Origin of the sequence: Yersinia bercovieri ATCC 43970 (genome assembly GCF_013282745.1) — a bacterium.
GTDB lineage: Bacteria > Pseudomonadota > Gammaproteobacteria > Enterobacterales > Enterobacteriaceae > Yersinia > Yersinia bercovieri.
Map to the genome: position 1 here is coordinate 1,304,340 of NZ_CP054044.1, position 23,200 is coordinate 1,327,539.

Here is a 23,200-nt window from a genome sequence, read left to right on the forward strand (position 1 = left end):
TGCACTTATCTACTCTTTTTTGTCACCGACCCAAACCACCAGCACTTTATCGCCCTGATGTTGGCGGCTAAAGGCATAATAATCAGCGGTTTGTTGCGATTTCTGTTCGCCCGCGCCAATGGCGGGATGGCGGGCGCGGAACTGGCTGACTTTCTGCCAGTGCGCCAATAGCGCGCCTTTCGCACCCGATAATTCATTCCAGTTCATATCTGAACGGGTGCCCTGTAGTGGATCAGAACCGGTGGGGCCGAATTCTCGCCCACTCTCATCGCCGTAGAAAATCTGCACCGCCCCCGGTGCCAGTAGCAGCAGATCACCCGCCCGCTGCTGTTTTACCAATGACTGCTGCGCATCGTCTTTAAAAAACAGCCGGGTATCGTGTGAGGAGATATAACTCAACACATTGAAACCTTGCAGTTTATCCGCCATCTGTTGATAAGTGCCATCAATGGATGAGAAGCAGGTGAGCGCCTGTTTTGCCTGATCCTGAAAATCAAAGTTAATCATGGCATCAAAGCCATTTTGATAATAATCGCTCTTCATCACACCGTGGCCCCATGCCTCACCGGTCATCCAGAAAGGTAAGTCATCCAGCGCCTGATCGGGGTGAGCGGCTTTCCAGGCGGCCAGCGCGGCGGTGGTTTGTTGCTTAAGTTGTAGCCAGGCGGGTTTCTCCACATGTTTAGCGGTATCCACCCGAAAACCGTCAATGCCGTAATCGCGAACCCATTGGCTCAACCAATGCGTCATGTAATCACGTGGGGTGGCACCAGGAATTTCCCGCGCGGCGGTGTCCGGTTTGTTGCGGTAAAACACCGGTAAGCCGCTGGCTTGGGTCGATTCAGTTTTGATGTCCGGGAGGAAAGCCAGCGACATGGTCAGATCGTCATAGCCGGGGGAGTCGTAATCGCCAATATCCGTGCGGATCCACTTCTGGCCCCACCAGTTATCCCATGCCGCTTTATCACCGAAATTGATGTAATCGTTGAAACTATGCCAGGTTTGACCCCTGCCAGGTGTCCAATCCGTCCAGTTTTTACCTAAGGTTTTCTCCAGTTTATCGCCTTGTAGATAGAGTGCGCCGAATTGATAACTCTGCATATCGGCCAGCGTGGCATAACCCACGTGATTCATCACCACATCAAATAGAATGCGAATACCGCGTTTATGCGCCTGTTCAACCAGCGTATGCAGCTCCTGCCCGGAGCCCATGTTGGCATCCAGACGGGACCAATCCAGCCCGTAATAGCCGTGGTAGGCGTAATGTGGGAAGTCACCTTTGGTGCCGCCTCCGACCCAGCCGTGAATTTGCTCCAGCGGTGAACTGATCCACAATGCATTGACGCCAAGCTGTTGTAGGTAATCCAGTTTTTCAGTTAATCCCGCCAAATCACCCCCGTGGAAGGTGCCGATCTCCTGCATTCCGTCGCCGTGGCGGCCATAGCTGTGGTCATTGGTTGGGTTGCCATTTTTGAAGCGATCAGTCAGGGCAAAATAGACCGTGGCATTTTGCCAACTGAATGGTGCAGCTTGCTGGGTTTGCGACGACTCCAGCAGCAGTAAGCCGCCACTCTCGGGCGCGGGTTGCAAGGTGATTTTACCGAGGGAGACTTTTGCCGTTTGGCCAGAGTAGAAGTCTCGCACCATTTCACCTTCGGCAAAGGTTTGGCGCACATCAATGGTCACTGGCTGCCCATCCCAGCGCTGGCAACTATGCACCACCACCTTGACGGCCTCTGTCACCGGCTCTTTGAGGCTAAGAGTGAGGGTTGGTGTGCCGCTGCGGGTATCAATGCGCGCCTGATACTGACCATCGCGGAACAGTCGCCATGAGATATCTGCTTGATTCTGGCAGGGTTGCAGTGAAAAAGTTTGATTCAACTTCACCGCACCAGTGGGCTGCCAGCACTGTTTATCCTGATAAAACTTGAGCGGATATTCACCTTTGCTCAATGTGCTGCTGCTGAGAAAAATCCCGCTATCCTGCTCAGTAAAGGTGGGAAAGTGCGGGAGTGACCAATTCGCCATCGCCGCAGGAGAGAGCACCAGTAGCAAAGGGACAGTGAGACGTTTCATGGCACATCTTCCTTAGATCTGAATAGAGTTTGATGAATATCAGTGTGCCGTCTGGTGAAGAAATAGCCTCATCCTTGCGGGGCTTTTGTAGGGAGGAGAGCGGTGGAGGAGAGATTTTGGCCTGCAAGCAGGCCAGTGGTTCAGTTTATGATTGCGGCAAAACTTGCGGGTTGACGCAGTTCTCTTTGACGCTGCCGGTCAGTGCGGCAATCAGGTTATCCACGGCGCAGGCGGCCATGTTGTAACGGGTTTCATGGGTGGCAGAACCAATGTGTGGCACGGCAACCACATTAGGTAATTTGAGGAGTGGCGAGTCCATCGGCAGCGGCTCTTGCTCAAACACATCCAGCCCTGCGGCATGAATAGTGCCATCTTGCAGGGCGGCAATCAGCGCCTGCTCATCCACCACTGGCCCACGGCCGGCATTAATTAAGATGGCGCTGGACTTCATTTTTGCCAGTTGGCTGCGGCCAATCATATGGTAAGTCTGCTCGGTCATAGGCAGGGTAATACAGAGGAAATCAACCTCCGCCAGCAAAGTATCCAGTGAGCAGCGGCGCGCGCCAAAGCGTGTTTCGGCCTCTTCGTGGGGACGGCGGCTGGTGTACAGCACCGGCATACTAAAACCAAAATGCGCCCGCTGAGCCAGCGCCATGCCAATGCGCCCCATACCGAGAATGCCGATGGTTTTATGGTGAACATCCACACCATACCACTCATCACCGATGCTCTCTTGCCACTCACCCGCTTTGACTCGCTCGGCCAACTCTACCACTCTTCGTGCCGAAGAGAGCAGCAGCGCCATCATGGTGTCGGCCACGGTTTCGGTCAGCACCGTGGGGGTGTGCATCAGCGCCACACCACGCTGGTTTAGCGCATCCACATCAAAATTATCATAACCGACAGAAATGGTTGAAGCGGCCCGCAGACGCGGCGCTAATTGCAAAAAGGCGTGATCTATCTTGCCGCCGGAACCGATCAGCCCTTCAGCCTGTTGCAGCGCCGATAATAACTCAGGTTGATTCTCCGGCGTTAAACCAGCAAAACTGTTAACGGTAAAATGTTGCGCTAATCGTTGATGCAGATCGGTGGGAAGGCTTTTGTACAGCACAATGGCAGGCTTCATCGCAAACTCCAATTCATTTGGGCAAGTGAGATCTGAAGCCAGCATAACAGTGAACACGACAGCGAGATCAAGCAGTAATCTCGCTCATCATGTTACGACTCATTAAAAAATCACGCTTCACTGCTGGCGATACTCTTCGCCGTGAGGCTGTGCGCACCAATCGCGGCACAACGTAGCGCGGTAATGATCGCCAGTGCGGGGGCAATGGCAAACAGGGTAAACAGCCAGTGGGCGGTGTTCTCAGCCCCGGCAACGCCACCGGGGAAATTCAGGCCAGAGAGATTGGCGACCATCCCGGCCATCGCGGCACCGACGGCGGTCGCAAACATCTGTACCGTGGTAATCGACGCCCCGGCAATGTCTTTATCCTCATCAGCCGCCACTTGCAGAATGCGGGTCAGCAGATGCGGCCAACCAAAACCGATACCAAAACCCACCAGTGTTAGCGCGATGGCGATAGGTGCCATCTGTTGCCAGCTACCGAGTGAGGCGGCTGGCATCAGGATAGCCAGCGCCACAATCCCCGCCAGAACAATGATGGGGCCGCTGATAATCGCCCAACGAATACCTGATTTTTTCCAGCCGGCGCTCATCACCTCAGAGATTGTCCAGCCCGCCGCCATGGTGGCGGCAATATAGCCGGAAATCAGTGGTGACTGGCCGTGTAGTGTTTGCAGGAAGTAGGGAACGAAGATCTCGCAGGTAATGCCGACTGCCAGCAGAGAGATGGTGATATAGAGTGCCGCCAGCGGTGAGCTAAGGCGCAGTGCCCCTTTTGGTAGCAGACGTGTGGTGGCGCGGGACTCTATGCGGAATAACAGCAGTAACAGCACCACCGCCAGCGCCATTCCCGCCATGTTGATCAGGCCACTACTGGCGATGCTGCTGGCCGAGATAGTCAGGACAATGGCGGTTAATAGCACTAATTGCGTGACAGGGAGTGCCGAGGCGTCGCTGCTGGATCTGCCCGCCGGCAGGATACGCCAGGTAAAAATGGCATAAATCAGGGTTACCGGTAACAACGTCCAGAATGCAAAGCGCCAGGCATCCATTTCAGCAAAAATGCCGCCGATAGCAGGGCCAATCAGAGTTGCAACCCCCCACATACCCGAAATCAGTGCCATGGCCCGCGGCCATAGTGATTGCTGAAAGACCAGATTAATCATGGCGTAAGAGAGCGCAAACAGGAAGCCGCCGCCCAAACCTTGCACAGTTCGACCCACCAGCATCATCGGCATGTTGGGGGCCATGGCGCATAAGGCGCTGCCCAACATAAAGACCAGCGAGGCGAACAGGTAGGCGCTACGTGGCCCGTAACCACTGAGTAGCCGGGCAGAGAGCGCCGAGCCGAGGATGGAGGCGGTGACGAATAGGGTGGTATTCCAGGCGTACAGGCTCAGGCCGTTAATCTCCAGCACCACCGAGGGCAAAATGGTGGTGGCGATATAAATATTGATCGCATGTAATACAACGCCCCCCGACAGAGCGATGGCAAAGGCCGCATTTTTACCGGAGAACAGGTCACTCCAACGGCTTGCATCATTTATTATCACGTTTCCATCCTGCCAGAAGTCTGGTTGTTGAGTTGATTATATTGTTACGATAAAGTTAAACAAGAAAATTCTTGGAATACGGTAGGCCAGTCAGTGATAATAAGTCAAGCATTGGCTTGGGAAATGTTATGCTGGAAATGATTGATCAAAAATTAAAAAAATCGCCATGATAGTGGGGAAGATATGAATATCAACCATACAACCAGCCCGCCACACTCTGTCGCCAGGCGCTTGCTGATGCTGCTCAAGACCCGTGGCCCGCTACAAGCGAGTGATGCCGGGAGGCTACTGGGAACGACCGGTGAAGCGGCCCGGCAGCAATTCGTCAAACTGGCCAAAGAGGGGCTGGTGGTCGCCGAGGCAAAAGCGCAGGGGGTGGGCCGCCCGATTCAGCTATGGCAGTTAACCGAGGCTGGTAACGCGCACTTCCCTGATGGCCACGGTGAACTGACCGTGCAATTGTTGCGTTTGATCCGCAGCCAATTGGGTGACAGCGCCCTTGAGCTGCTGATTGATAGCCGTGAGCAGGAGACCTGCAATCAATATTGTCAAGCGATGGCGGGGGCGGCCAATGTGACCGAACGTGTTGAGCGGCTGGTGGCAATTCGCACGCACGAAGGTTATATGGCAGAGATGCAGGTAGAGGCGGATGGCGCATTGCTGTTGATCGAAAATCACTGCCCCATCTGTGCGGCAGCCACCCATTGTCAGGGGTTTTGTCGCGCCGAACTGGCGGTATTCCAGCAAGCTTTGGGAGTACCCGTCGAACGCGTTGAGCACATATTATCCGGCGCCCGCCGCTGCACTTATCGCATTAAACCAGAAGAGTTATGATGACCGGGAAGTGGCTACCGTCAGCAAGGTGCGGATAAACCTGAGTGTTTATCCGCATCAGCAGGTTGGGATTATAGCGGGCTTAAGGTTATCTCTACCCGGCGGTTTTGTGCTTTACCGGCGGCAGTGCTGTTACTGGCAACCGGATTATCCGGGCCTGCGCCGCTAGTGCGGACACGGTTGGCAGCCACGCCCTGCATAATCAGGGCGCTGCCCACACTATCCGCCCGCTGCTGTGAAAGTGTCATATTATGGGCTCTGGCACCGCTGCTATCGGTAAAACCTGTCACATTGACGGCGGTTTTATCATACTCTTTCAATACCATAGCGACCCCAGTCAGGGTATTGGCTCCCGCCGGTTTTAGGTTGCTGCTGTCAGTATCAAAAGTGACATTATTGGGCATGTTTAATACGATATTGTCGCCCTGACGGGTGACACTAACGCCCGTGCCGTTCATTTTTTCGCGCAACTTAGCTTCCTGCACATCCATGTAGTAGCCCGCACCGCCACCTAGCGCAGCCCCGGCTGCGGCACCAATTAATGCGCCTTTGCCACGGTCATGTTTCGATGATGACAACATGCCGATCCCCGCCCCTAAAGCGGCCCCGATCCCTGCGCCATAACCAGATTTCCCTGCTTGTGATTCGCCGGTATAGGGATTGGTGGTACAGGCGGAGAGGGTCAGCGCAACAGAGACGACAGCGACTCTGACCAATATGTGGTTTTTCATCAAATTTTCCTTAAATGGTGCTCTATTTCGGCGAAAACCTAGCAATATCGCCCAATAGCGGACTAAAAGTCATTAACCAGCCGTCACTTTATTGGCCGATGTTTATATACCATCGTTATCCGACAAAAAATGGGGGAATACTAGTGAGAAAACTCTCATAGTGTCAGCCGAAAGGTTCATTTGGCGGGTTTATCAACAAAATAGGCACAGAAAGGTTACTGATTAGTGGTGTTTTATGATTCCCCCTATAGGTCGCCTAATAGGGGGACAGTGTTCGAATAGGGTGAAAACCTAAAGCCCAGCCCCAGTCGGGGAAGGAAATGAGGGGGAGAAGCGGTAATTCTCCAATTCGTCAGGAATGAAAACAAAACCGATACGTTTTTTAATCATCGCCGAGGGCGTCGAGATCACTTCGGCTTCAACCATAGAGACACCGTCGGCTTTTAGCCGCTGGATCATGGCGTGCAGTGCGGCTGATCCCGCGCCTCTGATGGCACCTTCCACTTGAGGTGTTAAGACGTAAGCGGGGTTGGTTAATGTTGCCCTGATTGTGCCGTGTTTCATCGGCGGGCTGTCACCATTAGAGTAGCTGTCCGCGACACTGGCACTAACAATCTGATGATTAAATCTCACCACGATAATAGTCTGACCAGGACGAGGTTTTTGGCTGTAACTCTTTATTATCTGGCTGGTGACCTGGCCCGCATAGCGATTGGTCGCCATGTCGCTGGGGAATATGCCGTGGCGATCGCAACTCACACGGTGTTCTTGATATGTGTTTTCCCATGTCGCGATCGTTTCGAGTAGTTCATATAGGCTGTGACGGGTCTGCTCGCGACTGCCCTGAATGACCTCAATATCAAATCTTTCTGATGCTACCTGCCACTCGCCATTATGCAGTATGCGGGGTAATACATCTTGGTAAACATAAGAGGAGATAGGCATCTGATATGTTCCCAGCGGATATTGCTGAGCTTGCAGTGGTGAGACGATATCGCTATCACTGCTACTGCTACTGCTACTGCTACCGTCATTAAAGTTATCACTGTCATAGTCATAGTCATAGTCACTTTCACTATGACAGTGGGCATAAGGCTTTGCGTTGCTGGCCTCCGGCGGGCTATTGATGATGGCATATTGCATATAATTTTGCTCAGAGAGGGCAAAGGATTGTGTGATGCTATCAATTAACACGGATCGGCCCTGTTCCTCGGCGACATCGTTAATAGTTTGGATCAAACGATTACCCGCCGTCGGCTCACGAATAAAGGCATCTATTGCATCGTGATCACTGTCGATGGCACTTCTGTCCAAAATTCCATTCAGTGTCTGAATCAGGTACTCCGTTGACCAGGTGCGTAAACTGTTGCCAAACAGTAGGGTAAAATCGGCTAATACTGATGACAGCCAGGTGGCACAGGAGTATCTGATTTGGCGGGGAAAACGGGCTCCGATAACATATTCTAATGGTTTCTCGCAATAATGAGACACGGCGGGGAGAGTCAGCGACTGACCATGTAGCCCGGTATTTAACTGAGATAATGTGAGACTCGGGGGGGCTTTTTTCAGTGCGGTGGTCACCACGACAGGTTTAGGTTTTAACGGCTCACTCGTGCCGGCCACCACTCTGTTGGATGCATCCTCGCCGGCAAAAAACTTCTTAATATGTTGCCACGCCGACTCAACCTGATTACAACGCCCTTGGGTCACGACATTGTAGAGCGCCAGTGGGCCAGAGATAAAACATCCCGCGATCCCTGCCACGCCGCGTTTGGCTCGATGTGGCTCGTCGTGTACCGCCATCATCACTTTTTGTAAAACCAGTGGTTGCCGGAAATTACTATTGAAAATAGTTAAATCAATGGGATCTTGATTGATAAGAGAACCAAGGGGCATTGATATTATCGGCGATAAGTGGAGTAATTTGCCTTGTGCGGTCTCCAAAAAACTGAGAGATAATTCATTTTTAAGCCAAGAGAACAGAAATGAAATATGGGTTGTCGCTTGATGTAATAGGAAATCAATCCTCTGTGAATCCGGTGACATAATTAATACCATGCCATCATCAACAGTAATATCCATGAAATTATCAAAAGTGATATCAAAGGTATTATTGGTTACTTCAAAGCTAAGTAATAGTGATCTTTCTTGATTTTGTGTATCTGAACTCTCCTGAGGAAAAATAGCAGATAGCGGCAAGGTCATGGTATTACTTATATGACAGTCCGTATCGCAATCAATTGTTTTTACACCCGATTTACTATCTTTACCAATAGGAACCCATGTTTCATCTATAATATTAGATGTGTTCTGGCAGGGTATATTGTCTTGAGTGTTATATTTATAATACAAACAGTTCTGTGTGTTCTCTTTTGACGTGTTATCGATGCCATATATTGTGCTTTTGGTTTTATTCTCTGTGGCAAAAGCTATTCCAATAAATAGTTGATAGATTAATGTAAACAACAAAATTCTTTTGTTTTTTATATTGGTCATCTTTATCATCTCCATTGGGAATATATATTCACCAACAGAATAATGTGGTTATTCGCCTCTGGCATTATTAAAATTTGTCAGATGATAGGGGAAATAAAAAAGGGGATTAATAGAGTGGGCGCTGCCAATGCATTGTCATTATCATATTTTTAGTTTCAATATTATAAGCTTGCCCAATAACCGTAAAACCTTGGTTATGGTAGAAGCGACAGGCCCGTCGGTTCTGCTGGTAAACTTCCAGTGTCAGTGTGTTATAGCGTTGTTGAACGTAATCCATCAGCAGTTTGCCAATCCCTTTACCATGAAAGGATTGCTCAACAAACAAGGCGCCCACCAGCTGTTCTTCGAGAATACTGATAAATCCAACAATAGGTTCCCCGTGGCCGGGAGCGCCCTCCTGTTGCAGATAGACCCAGGTTTTTGCCGCTGGCAGATAGGTATTACGCACCAGCGGGCTGCTCTCGTGCCAATACTGCTCGGCCACAAAAGGATGCGCGGCAATGGTGCTGCTCAGCCATAATGGCATCAGGGCATCAAGATCGCCAGATTGATAATCTCTAATCATTTCAGCGCGTTATCCGGATGGCAGAAGCAGCTTGCCAGATGATCGTTCACCAGGCCGCTCGCCTGCATAAAAGCATAGCAAATAGTGGAGCCGATAAACTTAAAACCCCGTTTTTTCAGTGCCTTTGACATTGCATCGGAGGCCGGTGTGGTGGCGGGGCACTCGGCCAGACACCACCAATGATTCACTTTGGGTTCACCATCAACAAAACTCCAGATAAAATGCGAAAAATCCTCTCCGTTGGCTTCCATCGCGAGATAGGCTTGGGCATTGGTAATAATGGCCTGAATTTTCCCTCGATGGCGGATAATTCCGCTGTCCTGCATCAGTGTCTCGATATCGTCTGGCCCCATTTTTGCCACACGGGCCGGATCAAAATGGTGGAAACACTGGCGATAGCGCTCACGTTTTTTCAGCACAGTTATCCACGACAACCCCGCTTGTTGGCCCTCCAGGCACAGCATTTCGAACAGCGCCTGACTCTCAGTGCGTGGGACTCCCCATTCACTGTCGTGATAAGCGAGGTAGAGCGGATCAGCTGTAACCCAACCGCAGCGTTGTAAGCTCATATTTCTTTGCCTTTTTTGTTGTCAGCTATCGCTGGGCATAATCGCTGTTCAGGCGGAGATAAGCAACCTATCGCTTTTTTGTATTAGTCTATTCTTGATCATCAGGTTAACTGCACGATAATTAATCAGTAGGCAGAATTTAATATTGTTTTTTTGCCATTAATTAGCCTGATAATGAGGTTTTACTATGAATAGCTATTTTATAAGACGACTGGTATTAGTTGCCCCGCTTATTTCCGTAATCGGTATTGGCCCGGTATTTGCCTCGACACCCTCTTTTCCCCCTCACATAAGTGACATCAGAGATGATGACTGCACGCTGGAACCCGGCACCTCTTATTGTGATCCCAACCCCGAATGGAAAGAGAGAAAAATAAAAAATGTAGTAACGATAAAGGAGAATCAGCACTATTTTTTAGCCCCGCCCCCCATTACCTGGTAGCGGAGTGGCTGAATAGTTGAGGTTATTTTTCACATCAATTCGCATGTGTTACTGGATTCTGGCTGTATATCTTCCAGTCAACGGGTATACTGCCTTATTCTATTTTAATCCACTTGTATCGCGTGCGAATCCAACATGCAAAAGTTTGATACCAAGACCTTTCAGGGCCTGATCCTGACGTTACAGGACTATTGGGCGCGCCAAGGCTGCACCATTGTTCAACCACTGGACATGGAAGTCGGCGCGGGTACTTCCCACCCCATGACCTGCCTGCGTGCACTTGGCCCTGAGCCAATCGCTGCCGCTTATGTGCAACCTTCACGCCGCCCGACCGATGGTCGCTACGGTGAAAACCCGAATCGCCTGCAACACTATTACCAGTTCCAGGTGATCATTAAGCCTTCGCCAGACAACATTCAGGAGCTGTACTTAGGTTCGCTGAAAGAGCTGGGTCTGGACCCGACTATCCACGACATTCGCTTTGTCGAAGACAACTGGGAGAACCCAACTTTGGGGGCCTGGGGTCTGGGCTGGGAAGTGTGGCTTAATGGGATGGAAGTGACACAGTTCACTTACTTCCAGCAAGTCGGCGGTTTGGAATGTAAACCGGTCACCGGTGAAATCACCTATGGTCTGGAGCGCCTGGCGATGTACATTCAGGGCGTAGATAGCGTCTATGATCTGATTTGGTGCGACGGCCCGCTGGGCAAAACCACTTACGGTGATATTTATCATCAGAATGAAGTGGAGCAATCCACCTATAACTTCGAATATGCCGATGTGGACTTTCTGTTCTCCTGCTTTGAGCAGTATGAGAAAGAAGCTAAATCGCTACTGGCGCTAGAAACCCCGCTGCCGCTGCCAGCTTACGAACGCATTCTGAAAGCAGGCCACACCTTTAACTTGCTGGACGCCCGCAAAGCCATCTCAGTGACTGAGCGTCAGCGCTATATCCTGCGTATCCGCACACTGACCAAAGCTGTCGCCGAGGCTTATTATGCCTCCCGCGAGGCGTTGGGCTTCCCTATGTGCAAAAAGAATCAGAACTAAGAGGCTGTCATGACTCAACAGACTTTCCTGGTGGAAATCGGCACGGAAGAGCTGCCGCCGAAGGCTCTTCGTTCGCTGGCCGAATCTTTTGCTGCCAATTTTACCGCCGAGCTGGATAGCGCCAATCTGCCTCATGGCGAGGTGATTTGGTATGCCGCACCGCGCCGTTTAGCGCTAAAAGTAGTAAATTTAAGTGCCGCTCAGGCCGATCGCGAAGTCGAAAAACGTGGCCCGGCGATTGCACAAGCATTTGATGCTGAAGGTAAACCTAGCAAAGCGGCTGAGGGTTGGGCGCGCGGTTGTGGGATTACTGTCGATCAAGCTGAACGCCTGGTCACAGACAAAGGCGAATGGCTGCTGTATCGCGCGCATGTCAAAGGGGAGTCGGCGCAATTACTGCTGGCGGGCATGGTTAATGCCGCACTGGCTAAGTTGCCGATCCCTAAACTAATGCGCTGGGGTGATAAAGAGACTCAATTCGTTCGCCCAGTCCATACTGTGACCATGCTGTTAGGCAGCGAATTAATTGCTGGCACAGTGTTGGGTATCGATTCAGACCGCATTATCCGTGGTCATCGCTTTATGGGTGAAGCGGAATTCGCCCTTGATAATGCCGAGCAGTATCCGCAGGCCCTGCTGGAACGCGGCAAAGTGATCGCTGATTATGAATTGCGTAAAGCTATCATCAAGCGTGATGCAGAGCTGGCAGCACAGAAGATTGGCGGCGTCGCCGATCTGAGCGAAAGCTTGCTGGAAGAGGTCGCGTCGCTGGTGGAGTGGCCGGTGGTACTGACCGCCAAATTTGAAGAGAAATTCCTGGCCGTCCCTGCGGAAGCGCTGGTGTACACCATGAAAGGCGACCAGAAGTATTTCCCAGTTTACGACACTGCCGGTAACTTGCTGCCAAACTTCATTTTTGTCACCAATATTGAATCTAAAGATCCTCAGCAGATTATCTCTGGTAACGAGAAAGTGGTTCGCCCACGTCTGGCTGATGCAGAGTTCTTCTTTAATACCGACCGCAAAAAACGTCTGGAAGATAATTTACCGCGTCTGGAAACCGTGCTGTTCCAACAGCAACTGGGCACTTTGCGCGATAAAACCGATCGTATTCAGGCGCTGGCAGGCTGGGTTGCCGCCCAAATTGGGGCCGATGTTAACCACGCAACGCGTGCCGGTTTGCTCTCCAAGTGTGACCTGATGACCAACATGGTTTTCGAATTCACCGACACTCAAGGTGTGATGGGGATGCACTATGCTCGCCACGACGGTGAAGCTGAAGATGTTGCGGTTGCACTGAATGAGCAATATCAGCCACGTTTTGCGGGCGATGACTTGCCGTCTAATCCCATTGCCTGTGCGCTGGCGATTGCCGATAAAATGGACACGCTGGCGGGTATCTTTGGTATCGGTCAACATCCGAAAGGCGATAAAGACCCGTTTGCACTGCGCCGTGCGGCATTGGGTGTGCTGCGTATTATCGTCGAAAAGAACTTGCCGCTGGATCTGCAAACCCTGACCGAAGAGGCCGTGCGCCTGTACGGCAGCAAGCTGACCAACGCCAAAGTGGTTGATGAAGTGATTGAGTTCATGCTGGGCCGCTTCCGTGCCTGGTATCAGGATGAAGGTCATAGCGTCGATACCATTCAGGCGGTATTGGCGCGTCGTCCAACCAGACCTGCTGATTTTGATGCCCGGGTGAAAGCGGTAACCTATTTCCGCACACTCGATGCAGCCGCTGCACTGGCTGCCGCGAATAAGCGTGTATCGAATATTCTGGCAAAATCGACTGATACCCTGAATGACCACGTGCGTGCTTCGGTGCTAAAAGACCCGGCAGAGCTGAAACTGGCGACTCACTTGGTGGTCTTGCGCGATAAGCTGGAACCTATTTTTGCTGCCGGTCAGTATAAAGAGGCATTGGTGGAACTGGCTGCGCTACGAGAAACCATTGATGAGTTCTTCGACAGCGTGATGGTAATGGCGGAAGATGATGCGGTTCGCATTAACCGACTGACATTACTGAGTAAATTACGCGAGCTATTCTTGCAGGTTGCTGATATTTCGCTGTTACAGTAAGTCTGGTATTTGGCTCGTCATAGGGGAGCGTTTATCGCTCCCCTTAGCTATTCTTAACACTGTCATTGGGTGATAAGAGTGGGATGTTGTGAAGATAAGTCCCTATTACAGGAGTAGTTTCACATGACTTTTGCATTGAATACGACCCGTTATTCGCGTTGGTTTGCGCCATTCCTGGCGTTACTGGTAGTGTTCCAACTCACTGCTTGCGGTGATAAAGAGCCAGAACAACGTAAGGCTTTTATTGATTATCTGCAAAACACCGTAATGCGTAGCGGGATGAAGCTGCCAACACTGAGTGAAGATCAAAAGCAGAAGTTTGGCCCTTATGTCAGCGATTACGCGATTTTAGTCACTTTTTCGCAGCAACTGACGAAATCTGTGGATGCTAGCCTGACGCCTGCTATTGCACAGATCAATGAAATTCGTGTGGCGCAAGATTATCTCAATAAGCGTGATGCATTACAGCAGTCAGCGGGAGCTTTGAACCTGTTGGTGCAGCAGATTCGCACTGCCAAAACTCAGGCCGATAGCGCTGTAGCTGCCTTGAAACAGCCTGATGATTTGAAAGCGGTATTCAACAAAGCTTTTGATAATATTGTGACTCAGCCCACCAATGTGTTGATCCCAGCTATTCCCGTGGTATCTGCTTTTGTGCAAGATTTGGCCCAGGTAGGGGATTTCCTGCAACAGCAGGGTACACAGGTCAGCTTTAATAATGGCGGCGTTCAGTTCCAGACGCCACAGCAAGCGGCTTTGTATAACACCATGATGGCTAATTTAGTCGCCAAGTACCCGGCGATGATGGCGGCACAAAAGAGTGTGATGAGTGTTATTCAGTGATGATTTTGGTTTGATTTAGTTTGGATTGGTGTTTGATTTAGTTTGAATTGAACTGATGAACGGCGCTGGTTGATATGAGATCAGCGCTCACTTTGTCTCTGATATCTCAATCGAGCACGTGCGCTAGCGCAGGGGTTCCAAGGGGGTTACGCGCTTGTAACCCCTTTAGCGGCTGAGGCATCGGAGGTTAGGTGAGCACCAATCTCATGTCAACCGAACAGGTTACTCAATTAAACGACATATTTCTCAATTGCCACCGCCACACCATCTTCACTATTCGTCGTAGTAATAAACTGCGCAATCTCTTTTAGTTCAGGAATAGCATTCCCCATCGCCACACCCACGCCAGCGTAATTAACCATTGCGATATCATTACCCTGATCACCCAGCGCCATCACATTTTCCTGTGCAATGCCTAAATGGTCAGCCAGCATTTTCACCCCCGTCCCCTTATCAACTCGCTTACTCAAAATTTCCAGGTAGAAAGGGGCACTCTTCATGATGGTGAAACGCTCGAAAGCCTCAGCGGGCATCATTGCTAATGCGCGGTCAAGGGCCTCTGGCTCATCGATCATCATCACTTTTGGGAAGCGTAATGTTGGGTCCATCTCCTCTACGGCACGATATTTCAATGGGATACCCGTCAATAACACTTCATGCAGGGTGTATTTGCTGATGTCTTTGTTGGCGGTATATAAGGTATCAAAATCAAAAGCCTGGAAACTGACACCCATTTTGCGCGATAAGGCTTCAAAATAGAGATAATCTTCGAAACTGAGGGTTTCCTGCAAAATACATTCACCGGTGGCAGCTTTTTGGACCAATGCACCATTATTACTGATGCAATAATCGCCACTGTTTTCCATATTCAATTCGCGTAAATAGCGCTGGACCCCGATATAGGGCCGGCCCGTGGCCAATACCACGCAAACACCTTTGGCTCGAGCGGCATCAATGGCCTGCTTTACTCGTGGTGTGATTTCATGCTGTGGATTCAGTAAGGTGCCGTCCATATCGATAGCGATCAATTCAATAGCCATAAGGTCCTCAGATTTATTTAACTAATACCTCATGCTAACGCGATTCAGCGCTCAAATGCTAGTGAGTCTGTGCGCCACACGATTGTTGCGACGATAAGGGCGGTATTTAGGCAAAAAAAGATCCAGAGACAGTATCCTGCTCTGGATCTTTTATCGTTTATCTTACCCGCAGATTAGATATCGATATTGGCTGCGCGCAGCGCATTCTCTTCGATAAAGGCACGGCGAGGTTCAACCGCGTCACCCATCAGAGTGGTGAATAGCTGATCAGCTGCTATGGCATCTTTCACCATAACTCGCAGCATACGACGGCTGGTTGGGTCCATCGTGGTTTCCCACAGCTGTTCTGGGTTCATTTCACCCAAGCCTTTATAGCGCTGGATTGCCAGGCCACGACGGGACTCTTTCACTAACCAATCCAGTGCGTCTTCGAAGCTTGAAACCGGCACACGGCGCTCGCCACGCTCAACAAAAGCGTCTTCTTCGATTAAGCCACGCAGCTTATCGCCCAACAGACAGATTTTGCGATATTCACCACCGTGGATGAAATCAAAGTCCAGCTCATAGTCAGTATCCACACCATGGGTGCGGATACGTAAAATTGGCTCGAACAACTGACGCTCACGGTTTTCGCGCACCACTGAACTGTAGCTGCTGCCGTGCTGCTCTTTCTCATTCAGCAACACCACCAGCGAATCAATCCACTGCGTCACAACCTCTTTATTGCTCAAATCTTCTTCTAGTAGAGTTGGCTGATAAATCAGGTTATTCAGCAGAGCACGCGGGAAGCGGCGTTCCATGCGGGCGATAGTTTTCTGAACACTGTAGTGCTCAGCAACCAATTTTTCTAATGGCTCACCAGCCAGTGCCGGTGCATGGGCATTGATGTGCAATGCTGCGCCATCCAGTGCCAGCGACATCTGGTACTGCTCCATCGCATCATCATCTTTGATGTACTGCTCTTGCTTGCCTTTCTTCACTTTGTACAGTGGCGGTTGAGCGATAAATACATGTCCACGCTCAATAATTTCCGGCATCTGACGGTAGAAGAAGGTCAACAATAACGTGCGGATGTGAGAACCATCGACGTCGGCATCGGTCATGATAATGATATTGTGATAGCGCAATTTGTCCGGGTTATATTCATCCCGACCAATGCCACAACCCAGCGCGGTGATCAGCGTTGCCACTTCTTGCGAAGAGAGCATTTTGTCAAAACGCGCTTTCTCAACGTTCAGAATTTTACCTTTCAGCGGCAAAATAGCCTGATTTTTACGGTTACGGCCCTGTTTAGCAGAACCGCCCGCAGAGTCCCCTTCCACTAAGTAGAGTTCGGACAACGCCGGGTCACGCTCCTGGCAGTCGGCCAGTTTGCCTGGCAGACCAGCTAAATCCAGCGCGCCTTTACGGCGGGTCATTTCACGGGCTTTACGCGCGGCTTCACGGGCGCGGGCTGCATCAATGATTTTACCGACCACGATTTTGGCGTCAGTTGGGTTTTCCAGCAAATACTCAACCAGTTTCTCGTTCATCAGTGTTTCAACCGCCGTTTTCACCTCAGAAGAGACCAACTTATCTTTGGTCTGTGAGGAGAACTTAGGATCTGGCACTTTCACCGAAACCACGGCAATCAGACCTTCACGGGCGTCATCACCGGTGGCACTGATTTTCGCTTTTTTGCTGTAACCCTCTTTATCCATGTAGCTGTTCAGCGTGCGGGTCATCGCCGTACGGAAACCAACCAGATGAGTACCACCATCACGCTGTGGAATGTTGTTGGTAAAGCAGTAAATATTTTCCTGGAAACCATCATTCCACTGCAGTGCCACTTCCACACCGATGTCATCTTTCACGGTAGAGAAGTAGAATACTTTCGGGTGGATCGGGTTTTTGTTCTTGCTCAGATACTCAACAAACGCCTTGATACCGCCTTCGTAGTGGAAGTGGTCTTCTCTGTCGTTGCGCTTGTCTTTCAGCTTGATTGAAACACCTGAGTTCAGGAATGACAGCTCACGCAGACGTTTAGCTAAAATTTCATACTGGAATTCGGTGTTATTGGTGAAGGTCTCGAAACTCGGCCAAAAACGCACGGTAGTCCCGGTTAGATCAGTTTCACCCACCACTTTCAGAGGTGCTTGCGGCACACCCATTTTGTAAGTCTGCTCGTGAACTTTACCTTCACGGCGAATGACCAGCTCCAGTTTCTCAGATAGGGCGTTAACAACTGACACACCCACGCCATGCAAACCGCCGGAAACTTTGTAAGAGTTATCATCAAACTTACCGCCCGCATGTAGCACGGTCATGATGACCTCAGCTGCCGATACCCCTTCCTCTTCATGTAAGCCGGTTGGGATACCACGGCCATCATCCTGTACAGAAACCGAGTTGTCAGAATGGATGGTGACGATAATTTCTTTACAGTGGCCAGCGAGGGCTTCGTCGATAGCGTTGTCCACAACCTCGAATACCATGTGGTGCAGACCGGTACCGTCATCAGTATCACCGATATACATGCCCGGGCGCTTACGAACCGCATCCAGCCCTTTTAATACCTTGATACTTGAGGAGTCATAAGTATTCGACATCAACGTTTCTCGCTCATTTTTAATCCTGTGGTTGAACCTCTATTTTGCCATGTTCCACGCGGAACATCTTGCCCTTTTCGCCTACCATGTCGGCCACTTGCTCAGCGCTCACTGCGCTGACAAAAACCTGGGCCTGGGTCGCTTTCAAACGCTCGGCCAATAAACGACGACGGCCGGTGTCTAATTCGGAAGCAAAATCGTCAAGCAGATACAGGCAACGCCGCCCGCTCTGTCGGGTGAGAAACTCACCCTGCGCTAACCGCAGTGCGCACATCAGCAGTTTTAGCTGACCGCGCGATAGCAGATCTTCTACCGGCGTACCATCAGCCCGAATGCGGAAATCCGCTTTATGCGGCCCGATGGCGGTATAGGTTAGCGCGCGGTCACGCTCAAACTGGCGTTCCAGCAACTCACCGTAGTCGCTCTCCTTATCCCAGCCGCGCTGGAAAGAGAAACTCAGGGCGAACTCTGGCAGGAACAGGGCGCATGTGGCTGAAATATCTGCCGCAATTGCGTCACTGTATGCCGCCCGCCACTCGCTAATACGCTCGGCCAGCGGGACTATCTCTTGATCCCATGGCCGAATTTGCGCATAGCGACTAACCTGGCGCAGCGCGGCATTACGCTGCTTAAGTAACCTTTTCAGATTGCTCCAGGCCGTAAAAAAACCGGGTTCGTTATGAAAGCAACCCCAGTCTAAAAAAGCGCGCCGGAATTTTGGCCCGCCATTCAATAGCGTAAAACCCTCGGGGGTAATCAACTGCATCGGCAGCATTTGTGCCAATTCAGCCACTTTATGACCGTCAGTGCCATCGATGCGCACTTTGCTATCACCCTGTCGGCTTTTACTCAGGCCGACAGATGACTCCCGTTCATTCACATCAACCCGACCATGCAGCACAAACTCGGCACAGTCGTGGCGAATCACTCGCCCGGCCTGCAAACTGCGAAAAGCGCGGCCATGACCCAAGGTATAAATCGCCTCCAACACACTGGTTTTGCCACTGCCGTTGGGGCCGACTAAAAAATTAAAACCCGACGCCAGCGCCAAGTCTGCCGATTCGATATTGCGAAAATCTTTAATCAGTAAACGCGTCAAAGCCATGCTGCAAATTTCTTCATTATCGAAGTAATCGAACTATCAAGGGCGTTATCGTCGCAGGCCATTTACGTGCGGCCAGCGCACAGCCACCGGAGCGTACTTATTGTACGTGAGGATGGCGAGCACTGCCCAATCGCAAAGGGGCAAGTAAGATAGCCCGATAAATATTACAACCGCATTGGCATGACCACGTAGGCCGCGGCCTGACTGGCACCATCTTCGATCTGCACACTCGAAACTGAATCAGTCAGTAACAGGCGCACATCTTCACACTTCAGTGCGTTAAGCACATCAAGCACATAGCTGACGTTGAAACCGATCTCCATTTCCGTCCCGTCGTAGCTGACATCGAGGATCTCTTCTGCTTCTTCCTGCTCAGGGTTATTGGCCGTGATCTTGAGCTGATTTTGGCTAACATAGAGCCGAACGCCACGAAACTTCTCATTAGATAAGATAGCCGCTCGAGCAAAAGCTTGTTTCAGCAAATCACAGCTCGCTTCCAACGTTTTGTCCGGATTTTTCGGCAATACGCGGCGATAATCAGGGAAACGGCCATCGACCAGCTTAGAGGTGAAAATAAAATCACCGACATGAGCGCGGATGTTGTTACTGCCAATTTGCAGACGCAGTGGTGTATCACCACCATCCAGTAACCTCACCAACTCCATCACGCCTTTACGTGGCACGATCACCGAATGTGACGGCAGCGTTTGGCCAATCGGCATTGAGCATACCGCCAAACGGTGACCATCGGTCGCGACGGTGCGCAACTCTTCGCCTTCGGTCTCAAACAGCATGCCATTCAAGTAATAGCGCACATCCTGATGGGCCATCGAGAACTGAGTGGACTCAATCAGGCGCTTCAAGGTGGCTTGCGGTAAAGTGAATTCAACTTCACTCTGCCAGTCATCCAGATTAGGGAAATCTACCGCCGGTAAGGTGGATAGCGAGAAGCGGCTACGACCAGAGCGCACCAGCAGACGATCGCCATCTAATGCGACGGTAATTTCGGCCCCTTCCGGCAAACCACGCCAGATATCAAAAAACTTCCGGGCAGGCACTGTGGTAGCACCCTGTTCATGGGGCTGGGATAGGGCAACACAGGCCACCATCTCCATCTCCAGATCGGTACCGGTCAGGCGCAAAGAACCTTCCGTCACTTGCAGCAACAAGTTACCCAGAATAGGCAACGTAGGGCGTCCACCCAGCGGGCTACTGACCTGTTGCAGCGGTTTTAGCAGATGCTCACGTTCAATGATAAATTTCATAGCGCTAGGAGGATAATGTTCTGATTAAGTTAGAGAAATCTTCTTTGATGTCGTGACTTTCTTCACGCAACTGCTCAATTTTCCGGCAGGCGTGCAACACCGTGGTATGGTCGCGGCCACCAAACGCATCGCCGATTTCAGGCAGGCTGTGGTTGGTTAGCTCTTTCGCCAACGCCATCGCCATTTGACGTGGGCGGGCTACCGAACGTGAACGCCGTTTGGAGAGTAGGTCAGCGACCTTAATTTTATAATATTCAGCAACAGTTTTTTGAATATTATCGATAGTAACCAGCTTTTCCTGCAATGCCAGTAAGTCGCGCAGCGCTTCGCGCACAAAATCAATGGTAATTGCCCGACCCGTAAAATTGGCGTTGGCTATCACACGATTCAATGCCCCTTCCAGCTCACGCACGTTAGAACGCAGACGCTTGGCAATAAAGAACGCGACCTCACCGGGCAAGCGAATATCATTTTCATCCGCTTTCTTCATCAGAATCGCGACACGGGTTTCCAGTTCCGGCGGCTCGATAGCTACCGTCAGGCCCCAGCCAAACCGCGACTTCAGACGATCTTCTACGCCATTGATCTCTTTTGGATAGCGATCTGACGTCAAAATGATCTGCTGATTACCTTCCAGCAAGGCATTAAAGGTGTGGAAAAACTCTTCCTGCGAACGCTCTTTATTGGCAAAGAACTGAATATCATCGATTAATAGTGCATCAACCGAACGATAATAGCGCTTAAACTCTTCTATCGCGTTGTTCTGCAAGGCTTTGACCATATCTTGCACAAAACGCTCTGAATGCATGTAAACCACTTTGGCATTGGCTTTACGGGCCATGATGCCATTCCCCACAGCATGTAACAGGTGAGTTTTACCCAAACCTGTACCGCCATAGAGGAATAACGGGTTATACGCCCCCCCGGATTATCAGCCACCTGACGTGCTGCTGCCCGGGCCAGTTGGTTCGATTTACCCTCAACGAAGTTATCAAATGTGTGCTTCGGGTTAACATTCGAACGGTAAGAGTGTTCAGGCTGAGCGGGCGAACTATCCCAACTCGGGCGCACAGGTGCGCTGCGGGTAACCGGAGCGACAGGCGCACTAACGCTGGCTGTAACTGGATGACTGTGTGCCGCTCTTACCGCCGGTTTACTCCCCACTTCAAAACGCAGTAAGGGAACCTCGCTGCCACAAAAGTCATTAAGTAAGCCATTGATATTGTTTAAGTACTTATCACGGACCCAGTCCAGAACAAAACGATTAGGGGCGTAAAGCGCCAGAGTATTGTCACTCAGTTCCGCCTGTAGGGGGCGTATCCACATACTAAATTCTGTGGCAGGTAACTCATCCTGCAATCGGGCAAGACACTGCTGCCAAAGCGAAAGTGACACGGCGGACTCCACTCGAACAAGATCAATAAAAGAAAGAAATCAGGATTTTTGCAACTCATCGTTTTTGACACACGCCAATAGGCCTGTAGCAAGCCAAGGTGACATGCGAACCGTTTTTCGGTTGTTTTTACGACTAACATCTCCCCGCGATCCCGGAGTAGTGATCCCAGAGTAGTAGATGCGATCGGAATGGCGGATCATAGCGCAAAAGGAGCAATAGATCCTCCCCTTCCTCACAGATTAGATCCTTTTTATCCACAGGGCATAACTTCTGCCGGGAGTGTAACCCAGCGCACAGCTTTTCGTGCCCCTCATCGTCAACGATCGCGAAATATTTCAGATTATACTGGTTCCACCTTCCCCTTTTCCGGCAACTGATCCTCATTATTCCACAAAGGATCTCACAGCGATCCTTGCGCTTTATTCGGGAGTCCGTATAATCCTCAGCCCTACGTGTGATGACTGTTATCTTGATGGCCCAGGTCAAAAAGAGACCAGCAGTAAACACGGACAGGCTCTTGGTAAACTCCCGATACAGAAAACTTCTGTGCGGGCGTGCGCAATGTCAATTGACTCAGGACTGTACAATTATTACAATCCCGCTTCTTTATATGTTGCGATTGAGGCGTCGGTGTCTTCACTCCGAGCAGCCAAACGCGTTTACTGAATCAGTAATTATTTTAAGTTTAGGTAGAAATCGCTATGAAACGCACTTTCCAACCGTCCGTATTGAAGCGCAACCGTAGCCACGGTTTCCGTGCTCGTATGGCCACCAAAAATGGTCGTCTAGTTCTGGCTCGCCGTCGTGCGAAAAGCCGTTCTCGTCTGACTGTTTCTAAGTAATAAAAGCTAACCATCTCAGTGGTTAAGCTAGCATTTCCTAGGGAGTTACGTTTGTTAACTCCCAGTCATTTCACTTTCGTCTTCCAGCAGCCACTACGGGCTGGCACGCCGCAAATCACCATCCTCGGCCGCCTGAACGAGCTGGGGCATCCCCGCATCGGTCTTACCGTCGCCAAAAAACATGTCAAACGTGCTCACGAACGTAATCGGATAAAGCGCCTAACCCGCGAAAGCTTCCGTTTACATCAGCACACGTTGCCGTCTATGGATTTTGTCGTTTTGGTGAAAAAGGGTGTGGCTGACCTCGATAACCGTGCGTTGACGGAAGCTTTGGAAAAATTATGGCGTCGCCACTGTCGCCAGGCTCCCGCATCCTGATCGGGCTAATCAGGGGCTATCAGCTCGTGATTAGTCCGCTGCTGGGGCCGCGCTGTCGTTTCCATCCGACATGCTCTCATTACGGAATTGAGGCATTGCGCCGGTTTGGCATGATAAAAGGCAGTTGGTTAACACTGAAACGCGTATTAAAATGCCACCCTTTGAACCCAGGTGGCGATGATCCCGTGCCGCCGAAACCCGACGATAACAGAGAACACTAAC

At 50.7% G+C, this 23,200-nt stretch carries 18 protein-coding genes and 1 pseudogene; 7 read left to right on the forward strand and 12 right to left on the reverse strand.

Features of this window, described 5'->3' with window-relative positions; translation table 11 throughout:
* Positions 1 to 9: 9 nt before the first annotated feature.
* The 3 genes from HRK25_RS05915 to HRK25_RS05925 form a co-directional block, all read right to left on the reverse strand.
* Positions 10 to 2,076 carry an alpha-amylase gene (locus tag HRK25_RS05915; protein ID WP_005271583.1) on the reverse strand — a complete coding sequence of 689 codons (2,067 nt, stop codon included), beginning with the start codon at positions 2,074 to 2,076 and terminating at the stop codon, positions 10 to 12.
* A gap of 145 nt (positions 2,077 to 2,221) precedes the next feature.
* Complete coding sequence (ghrB, locus tag HRK25_RS05920; RefSeq protein ID WP_032896711.1) at positions 2,222 to 3,202, reverse strand: glyoxylate/hydroxypyruvate reductase GhrB; 981 nt, start codon at positions 3,200 to 3,202, stop codon at positions 2,222 to 2,224.
* Positions 3,203 to 3,312: 110 nt separating this feature from the next.
* Complete coding sequence (locus HRK25_RS05925) at positions 3,313 to 4,749, reverse strand: MFS transporter (RefSeq protein ID WP_032896733.1); 1,437 nt, start codon at positions 4,747 to 4,749, stop codon at positions 3,313 to 3,315.
* 189 nt (positions 4,750 to 4,938) lie between these two features.
* Between HRK25_RS05925 and HRK25_RS05930 the strand changes: the two genes are divergently transcribed.
* Positions 4,939 to 5,589, forward strand: a complete 651-nt coding sequence (locus HRK25_RS05930) for a helix-turn-helix transcriptional regulator (protein ID WP_005271575.1) — start codon at positions 4,939 to 4,941, stop codon at positions 5,587 to 5,589.
* A 71-nt stretch (positions 5,590 to 5,660) separates the two neighbouring features.
* On the opposite strand, the gene HRK25_RS05935 is transcribed toward HRK25_RS05930, so the two are convergent.
* From HRK25_RS05935 to HRK25_RS05950, 4 genes are all read right to left on the reverse strand, one after another.
* Entirely contained in the window at positions 5,661 to 6,320 is a 660-nt protein-coding gene (locus HRK25_RS05935; protein WP_005271572.1) for an OmpA family lipoprotein, read from the reverse strand.
* 291 nt (positions 6,321 to 6,611) lie between these two features.
* Entirely contained in the window at positions 6,612 to 8,402 is a 1,791-nt protein-coding gene (locus tag HRK25_RS05940; protein ID WP_143707650.1) for a GNAT family N-acetyltransferase, read from the reverse strand.
* 520 nt (positions 8,403 to 8,922) lie between these two features.
* Positions 8,923 to 9,381, reverse strand: coding sequence for an N-acetyltransferase (locus HRK25_RS05945; RefSeq protein ID WP_032896709.1), 459 nt, complete (start codon positions 9,379 to 9,381; stop codon positions 8,923 to 8,925).
* Positions 9,378 to 9,950 (reverse strand): DNA-3-methyladenine glycosylase I, encoded by a 573-nt coding sequence (locus HRK25_RS05950; RefSeq protein WP_005271566.1) that lies wholly within the window; start codon positions 9,948 to 9,950, stop codon positions 9,378 to 9,380. The genes HRK25_RS05945 and HRK25_RS05950 overlap by 4 nt, the downstream gene beginning before the upstream one ends.
* A gap of 577 nt (positions 9,951 to 10,527) precedes the next feature.
* On the opposite strand from HRK25_RS05950, the gene glyQ reads away from it, so the two are divergent.
* The 3 genes from glyQ to HRK25_RS05965 all read left to right on the forward strand — a co-directional run bounded on the left by glyQ (position 10,528) and on the right by HRK25_RS05965 (position 14,364).
* Positions 10,528 to 11,442 (forward strand): glycine--tRNA ligase subunit alpha, encoded by a 915-nt coding sequence (gene glyQ / locus HRK25_RS05955; RefSeq protein WP_005271562.1) that lies wholly within the window; start codon positions 10,528 to 10,530, stop codon positions 11,440 to 11,442.
* 9 nt (positions 11,443 to 11,451) lie between these two features.
* Positions 11,452 to 13,521 carry a glycine--tRNA ligase subunit beta gene (gene glyS, locus HRK25_RS05960; RefSeq protein ID WP_005271559.1) on the forward strand — a complete coding sequence of 690 codons (2,070 nt, stop codon included), beginning with the start codon at positions 11,452 to 11,454 and terminating at the stop codon, positions 13,519 to 13,521.
* 123 nt (positions 13,522 to 13,644) lie between these two features.
* Entirely contained in the window at positions 13,645 to 14,364 is a 720-nt protein-coding gene (locus HRK25_RS05965) for a DUF3053 domain-containing protein (protein ID WP_005271556.1), read from the forward strand.
* Positions 14,365 to 14,594: 230 nt separating this feature from the next.
* On the opposite strand, the gene yidA is transcribed toward HRK25_RS05965, so the two are convergent.
* The 5 genes and pseudogenes from yidA to dnaA all read right to left on the reverse strand — a co-directional run bounded on the left by yidA (position 14,595) and on the right by dnaA (position 21,757).
* Positions 14,595 to 15,404 (reverse strand): sugar-phosphatase, encoded by an 810-nt coding sequence (gene yidA, locus HRK25_RS05970; protein ID WP_005271554.1) that lies wholly within the window; start codon positions 15,402 to 15,404, stop codon positions 14,595 to 14,597.
* Between the two features lie 173 nt (positions 15,405 to 15,577).
* Positions 15,578 to 17,992, reverse strand: a complete 2,415-nt coding sequence (gyrB, locus tag HRK25_RS05975; protein ID WP_005271549.1) for a DNA topoisomerase (ATP-hydrolyzing) subunit B — start codon at positions 17,990 to 17,992, stop codon at positions 15,578 to 15,580.
* Between the two features lie 19 nt (positions 17,993 to 18,011).
* Positions 18,012 to 19,097, reverse strand: coding sequence for a DNA replication/repair protein RecF (recF, locus tag HRK25_RS05980; RefSeq protein ID WP_005271548.1), 1,086 nt, complete (start codon positions 19,095 to 19,097; stop codon positions 18,012 to 18,014).
* Positions 19,098 to 19,261: 164 nt separating this feature from the next.
* Positions 19,262 to 20,362: a DNA polymerase III subunit beta gene (gene dnaN, locus HRK25_RS05985; protein ID WP_005271547.1), complete on the reverse strand. Its 1,101-nt coding sequence runs from the start codon at positions 20,360 to 20,362 to the stop codon at positions 19,262 to 19,264.
* Between the two features lie 4 nt (positions 20,363 to 20,366).
* A pseudogene (dnaA, locus tag HRK25_RS05990) lies at positions 20,367 to 21,757 on the reverse strand (chromosomal replication initiator protein DnaA).
* A 702-nt stretch (positions 21,758 to 22,459) separates the two neighbouring features.
* Between dnaA and rpmH the strand changes: the two are divergent.
* From rpmH to yidD, 3 genes are read left to right on the forward strand one after another with little or no spacing between them, the layout of a single operon-like run.
* Positions 22,460 to 22,600, forward strand: coding sequence for a 50S ribosomal protein L34 (gene rpmH, locus HRK25_RS05995; protein WP_019212655.1), 141 nt, complete (start codon positions 22,460 to 22,462; stop codon positions 22,598 to 22,600).
* Between the two features lie 18 nt (positions 22,601 to 22,618).
* Complete coding sequence (gene rnpA, locus HRK25_RS06000; protein ID WP_032814795.1) at positions 22,619 to 22,978, forward strand: ribonuclease P protein component; 360 nt, start codon at positions 22,619 to 22,621, stop codon at positions 22,976 to 22,978.
* Positions 22,942 to 23,199: a membrane protein insertion efficiency factor YidD gene (gene yidD / locus HRK25_RS06005; RefSeq protein ID WP_032906726.1), complete on the forward strand. Its 258-nt coding sequence runs from the start codon at positions 22,942 to 22,944 to the stop codon at positions 23,197 to 23,199. The genes rnpA and yidD overlap by 37 nt, the downstream gene beginning before the upstream one ends.
* Position 23,200: the final 1 nt, after the last annotated feature.

Excerpts from the sequence above, each read along its gene's own strand:
- HRK25_RS05930 (WP_005271575.1), top strand. The coding sequence starts at position 4,939 with ATGAATATCAACCATACAACCAGCCCGCCACACTCTGTCGCCAGGCGC.
- yidD (WP_032906726.1), top strand. The coding sequence starts at position 22,942 with ATGGCGTCGCCACTGTCGCCAGGCTCCCGCATCCTGATCGGGCTAATC.
- ghrB (WP_032896711.1), bottom strand. The coding sequence starts at position 3,202 with ATGAAGCCTGCCATTGTGCTGTACAAAAGCCTTCCCACCGATCTGCAT.
- glyQ (WP_005271562.1), top strand. The coding sequence starts at position 10,528 with ATGCAAAAGTTTGATACCAAGACCTTTCAGGGCCTGATCCTGACGTTA.
- HRK25_RS05965 (WP_005271556.1), top strand. The coding sequence starts at position 13,645 with ATGACTTTTGCATTGAATACGACCCGTTATTCGCGTTGGTTTGCGCCA.
- gyrB (WP_005271549.1), bottom strand. The coding sequence starts at position 17,992 with ATGTCGAATACTTATGACTCCTCAAGTATCAAGGTATTAAAAGGGCTG.
- glyS (WP_005271559.1), top strand. The coding sequence starts at position 11,452 with ATGACTCAACAGACTTTCCTGGTGGAAATCGGCACGGAAGAGCTGCCG.
- HRK25_RS05950 (WP_005271566.1), bottom strand. The coding sequence starts at position 9,950 with ATGAGCTTACAACGCTGCGGTTGGGTTACAGCTGATCCGCTCTACCTC.
- yidA (WP_005271554.1), bottom strand. The coding sequence starts at position 15,404 with ATGGCTATTGAATTGATCGCTATCGATATGGACGGCACCTTACTGAAT.
- recF (WP_005271548.1), bottom strand. The coding sequence starts at position 19,097 with ATGGCTTTGACGCGTTTACTGATTAAAGATTTTCGCAATATCGAATCG.
- rpmH (WP_019212655.1), top strand. The coding sequence starts at position 22,460 with ATGAAACGCACTTTCCAACCGTCCGTATTGAAGCGCAACCGTAGCCAC.
- dnaN (WP_005271547.1), bottom strand. The coding sequence starts at position 20,362 with ATGAAATTTATCATTGAACGTGAGCATCTGCTAAAACCGCTGCAACAG.
- HRK25_RS05945 (WP_032896709.1), bottom strand. The coding sequence starts at position 9,381 with ATGATTAGAGATTATCAATCTGGCGATCTTGATGCCCTGATGCCATTA.
- HRK25_RS05940 (WP_143707650.1), bottom strand. The coding sequence starts at position 8,402 with ATGGATATTACTGTTGATGATGGCATGGTATTAATTATGTCACCGGAT.
- HRK25_RS05915 (WP_005271583.1), bottom strand. The coding sequence starts at position 2,076 with ATGAAACGTCTCACTGTCCCTTTGCTACTGGTGCTCTCTCCTGCGGCG.
- HRK25_RS05935 (WP_005271572.1), bottom strand. The coding sequence starts at position 6,320 with ATGAAAAACCACATATTGGTCAGAGTCGCTGTCGTCTCTGTTGCGCTG.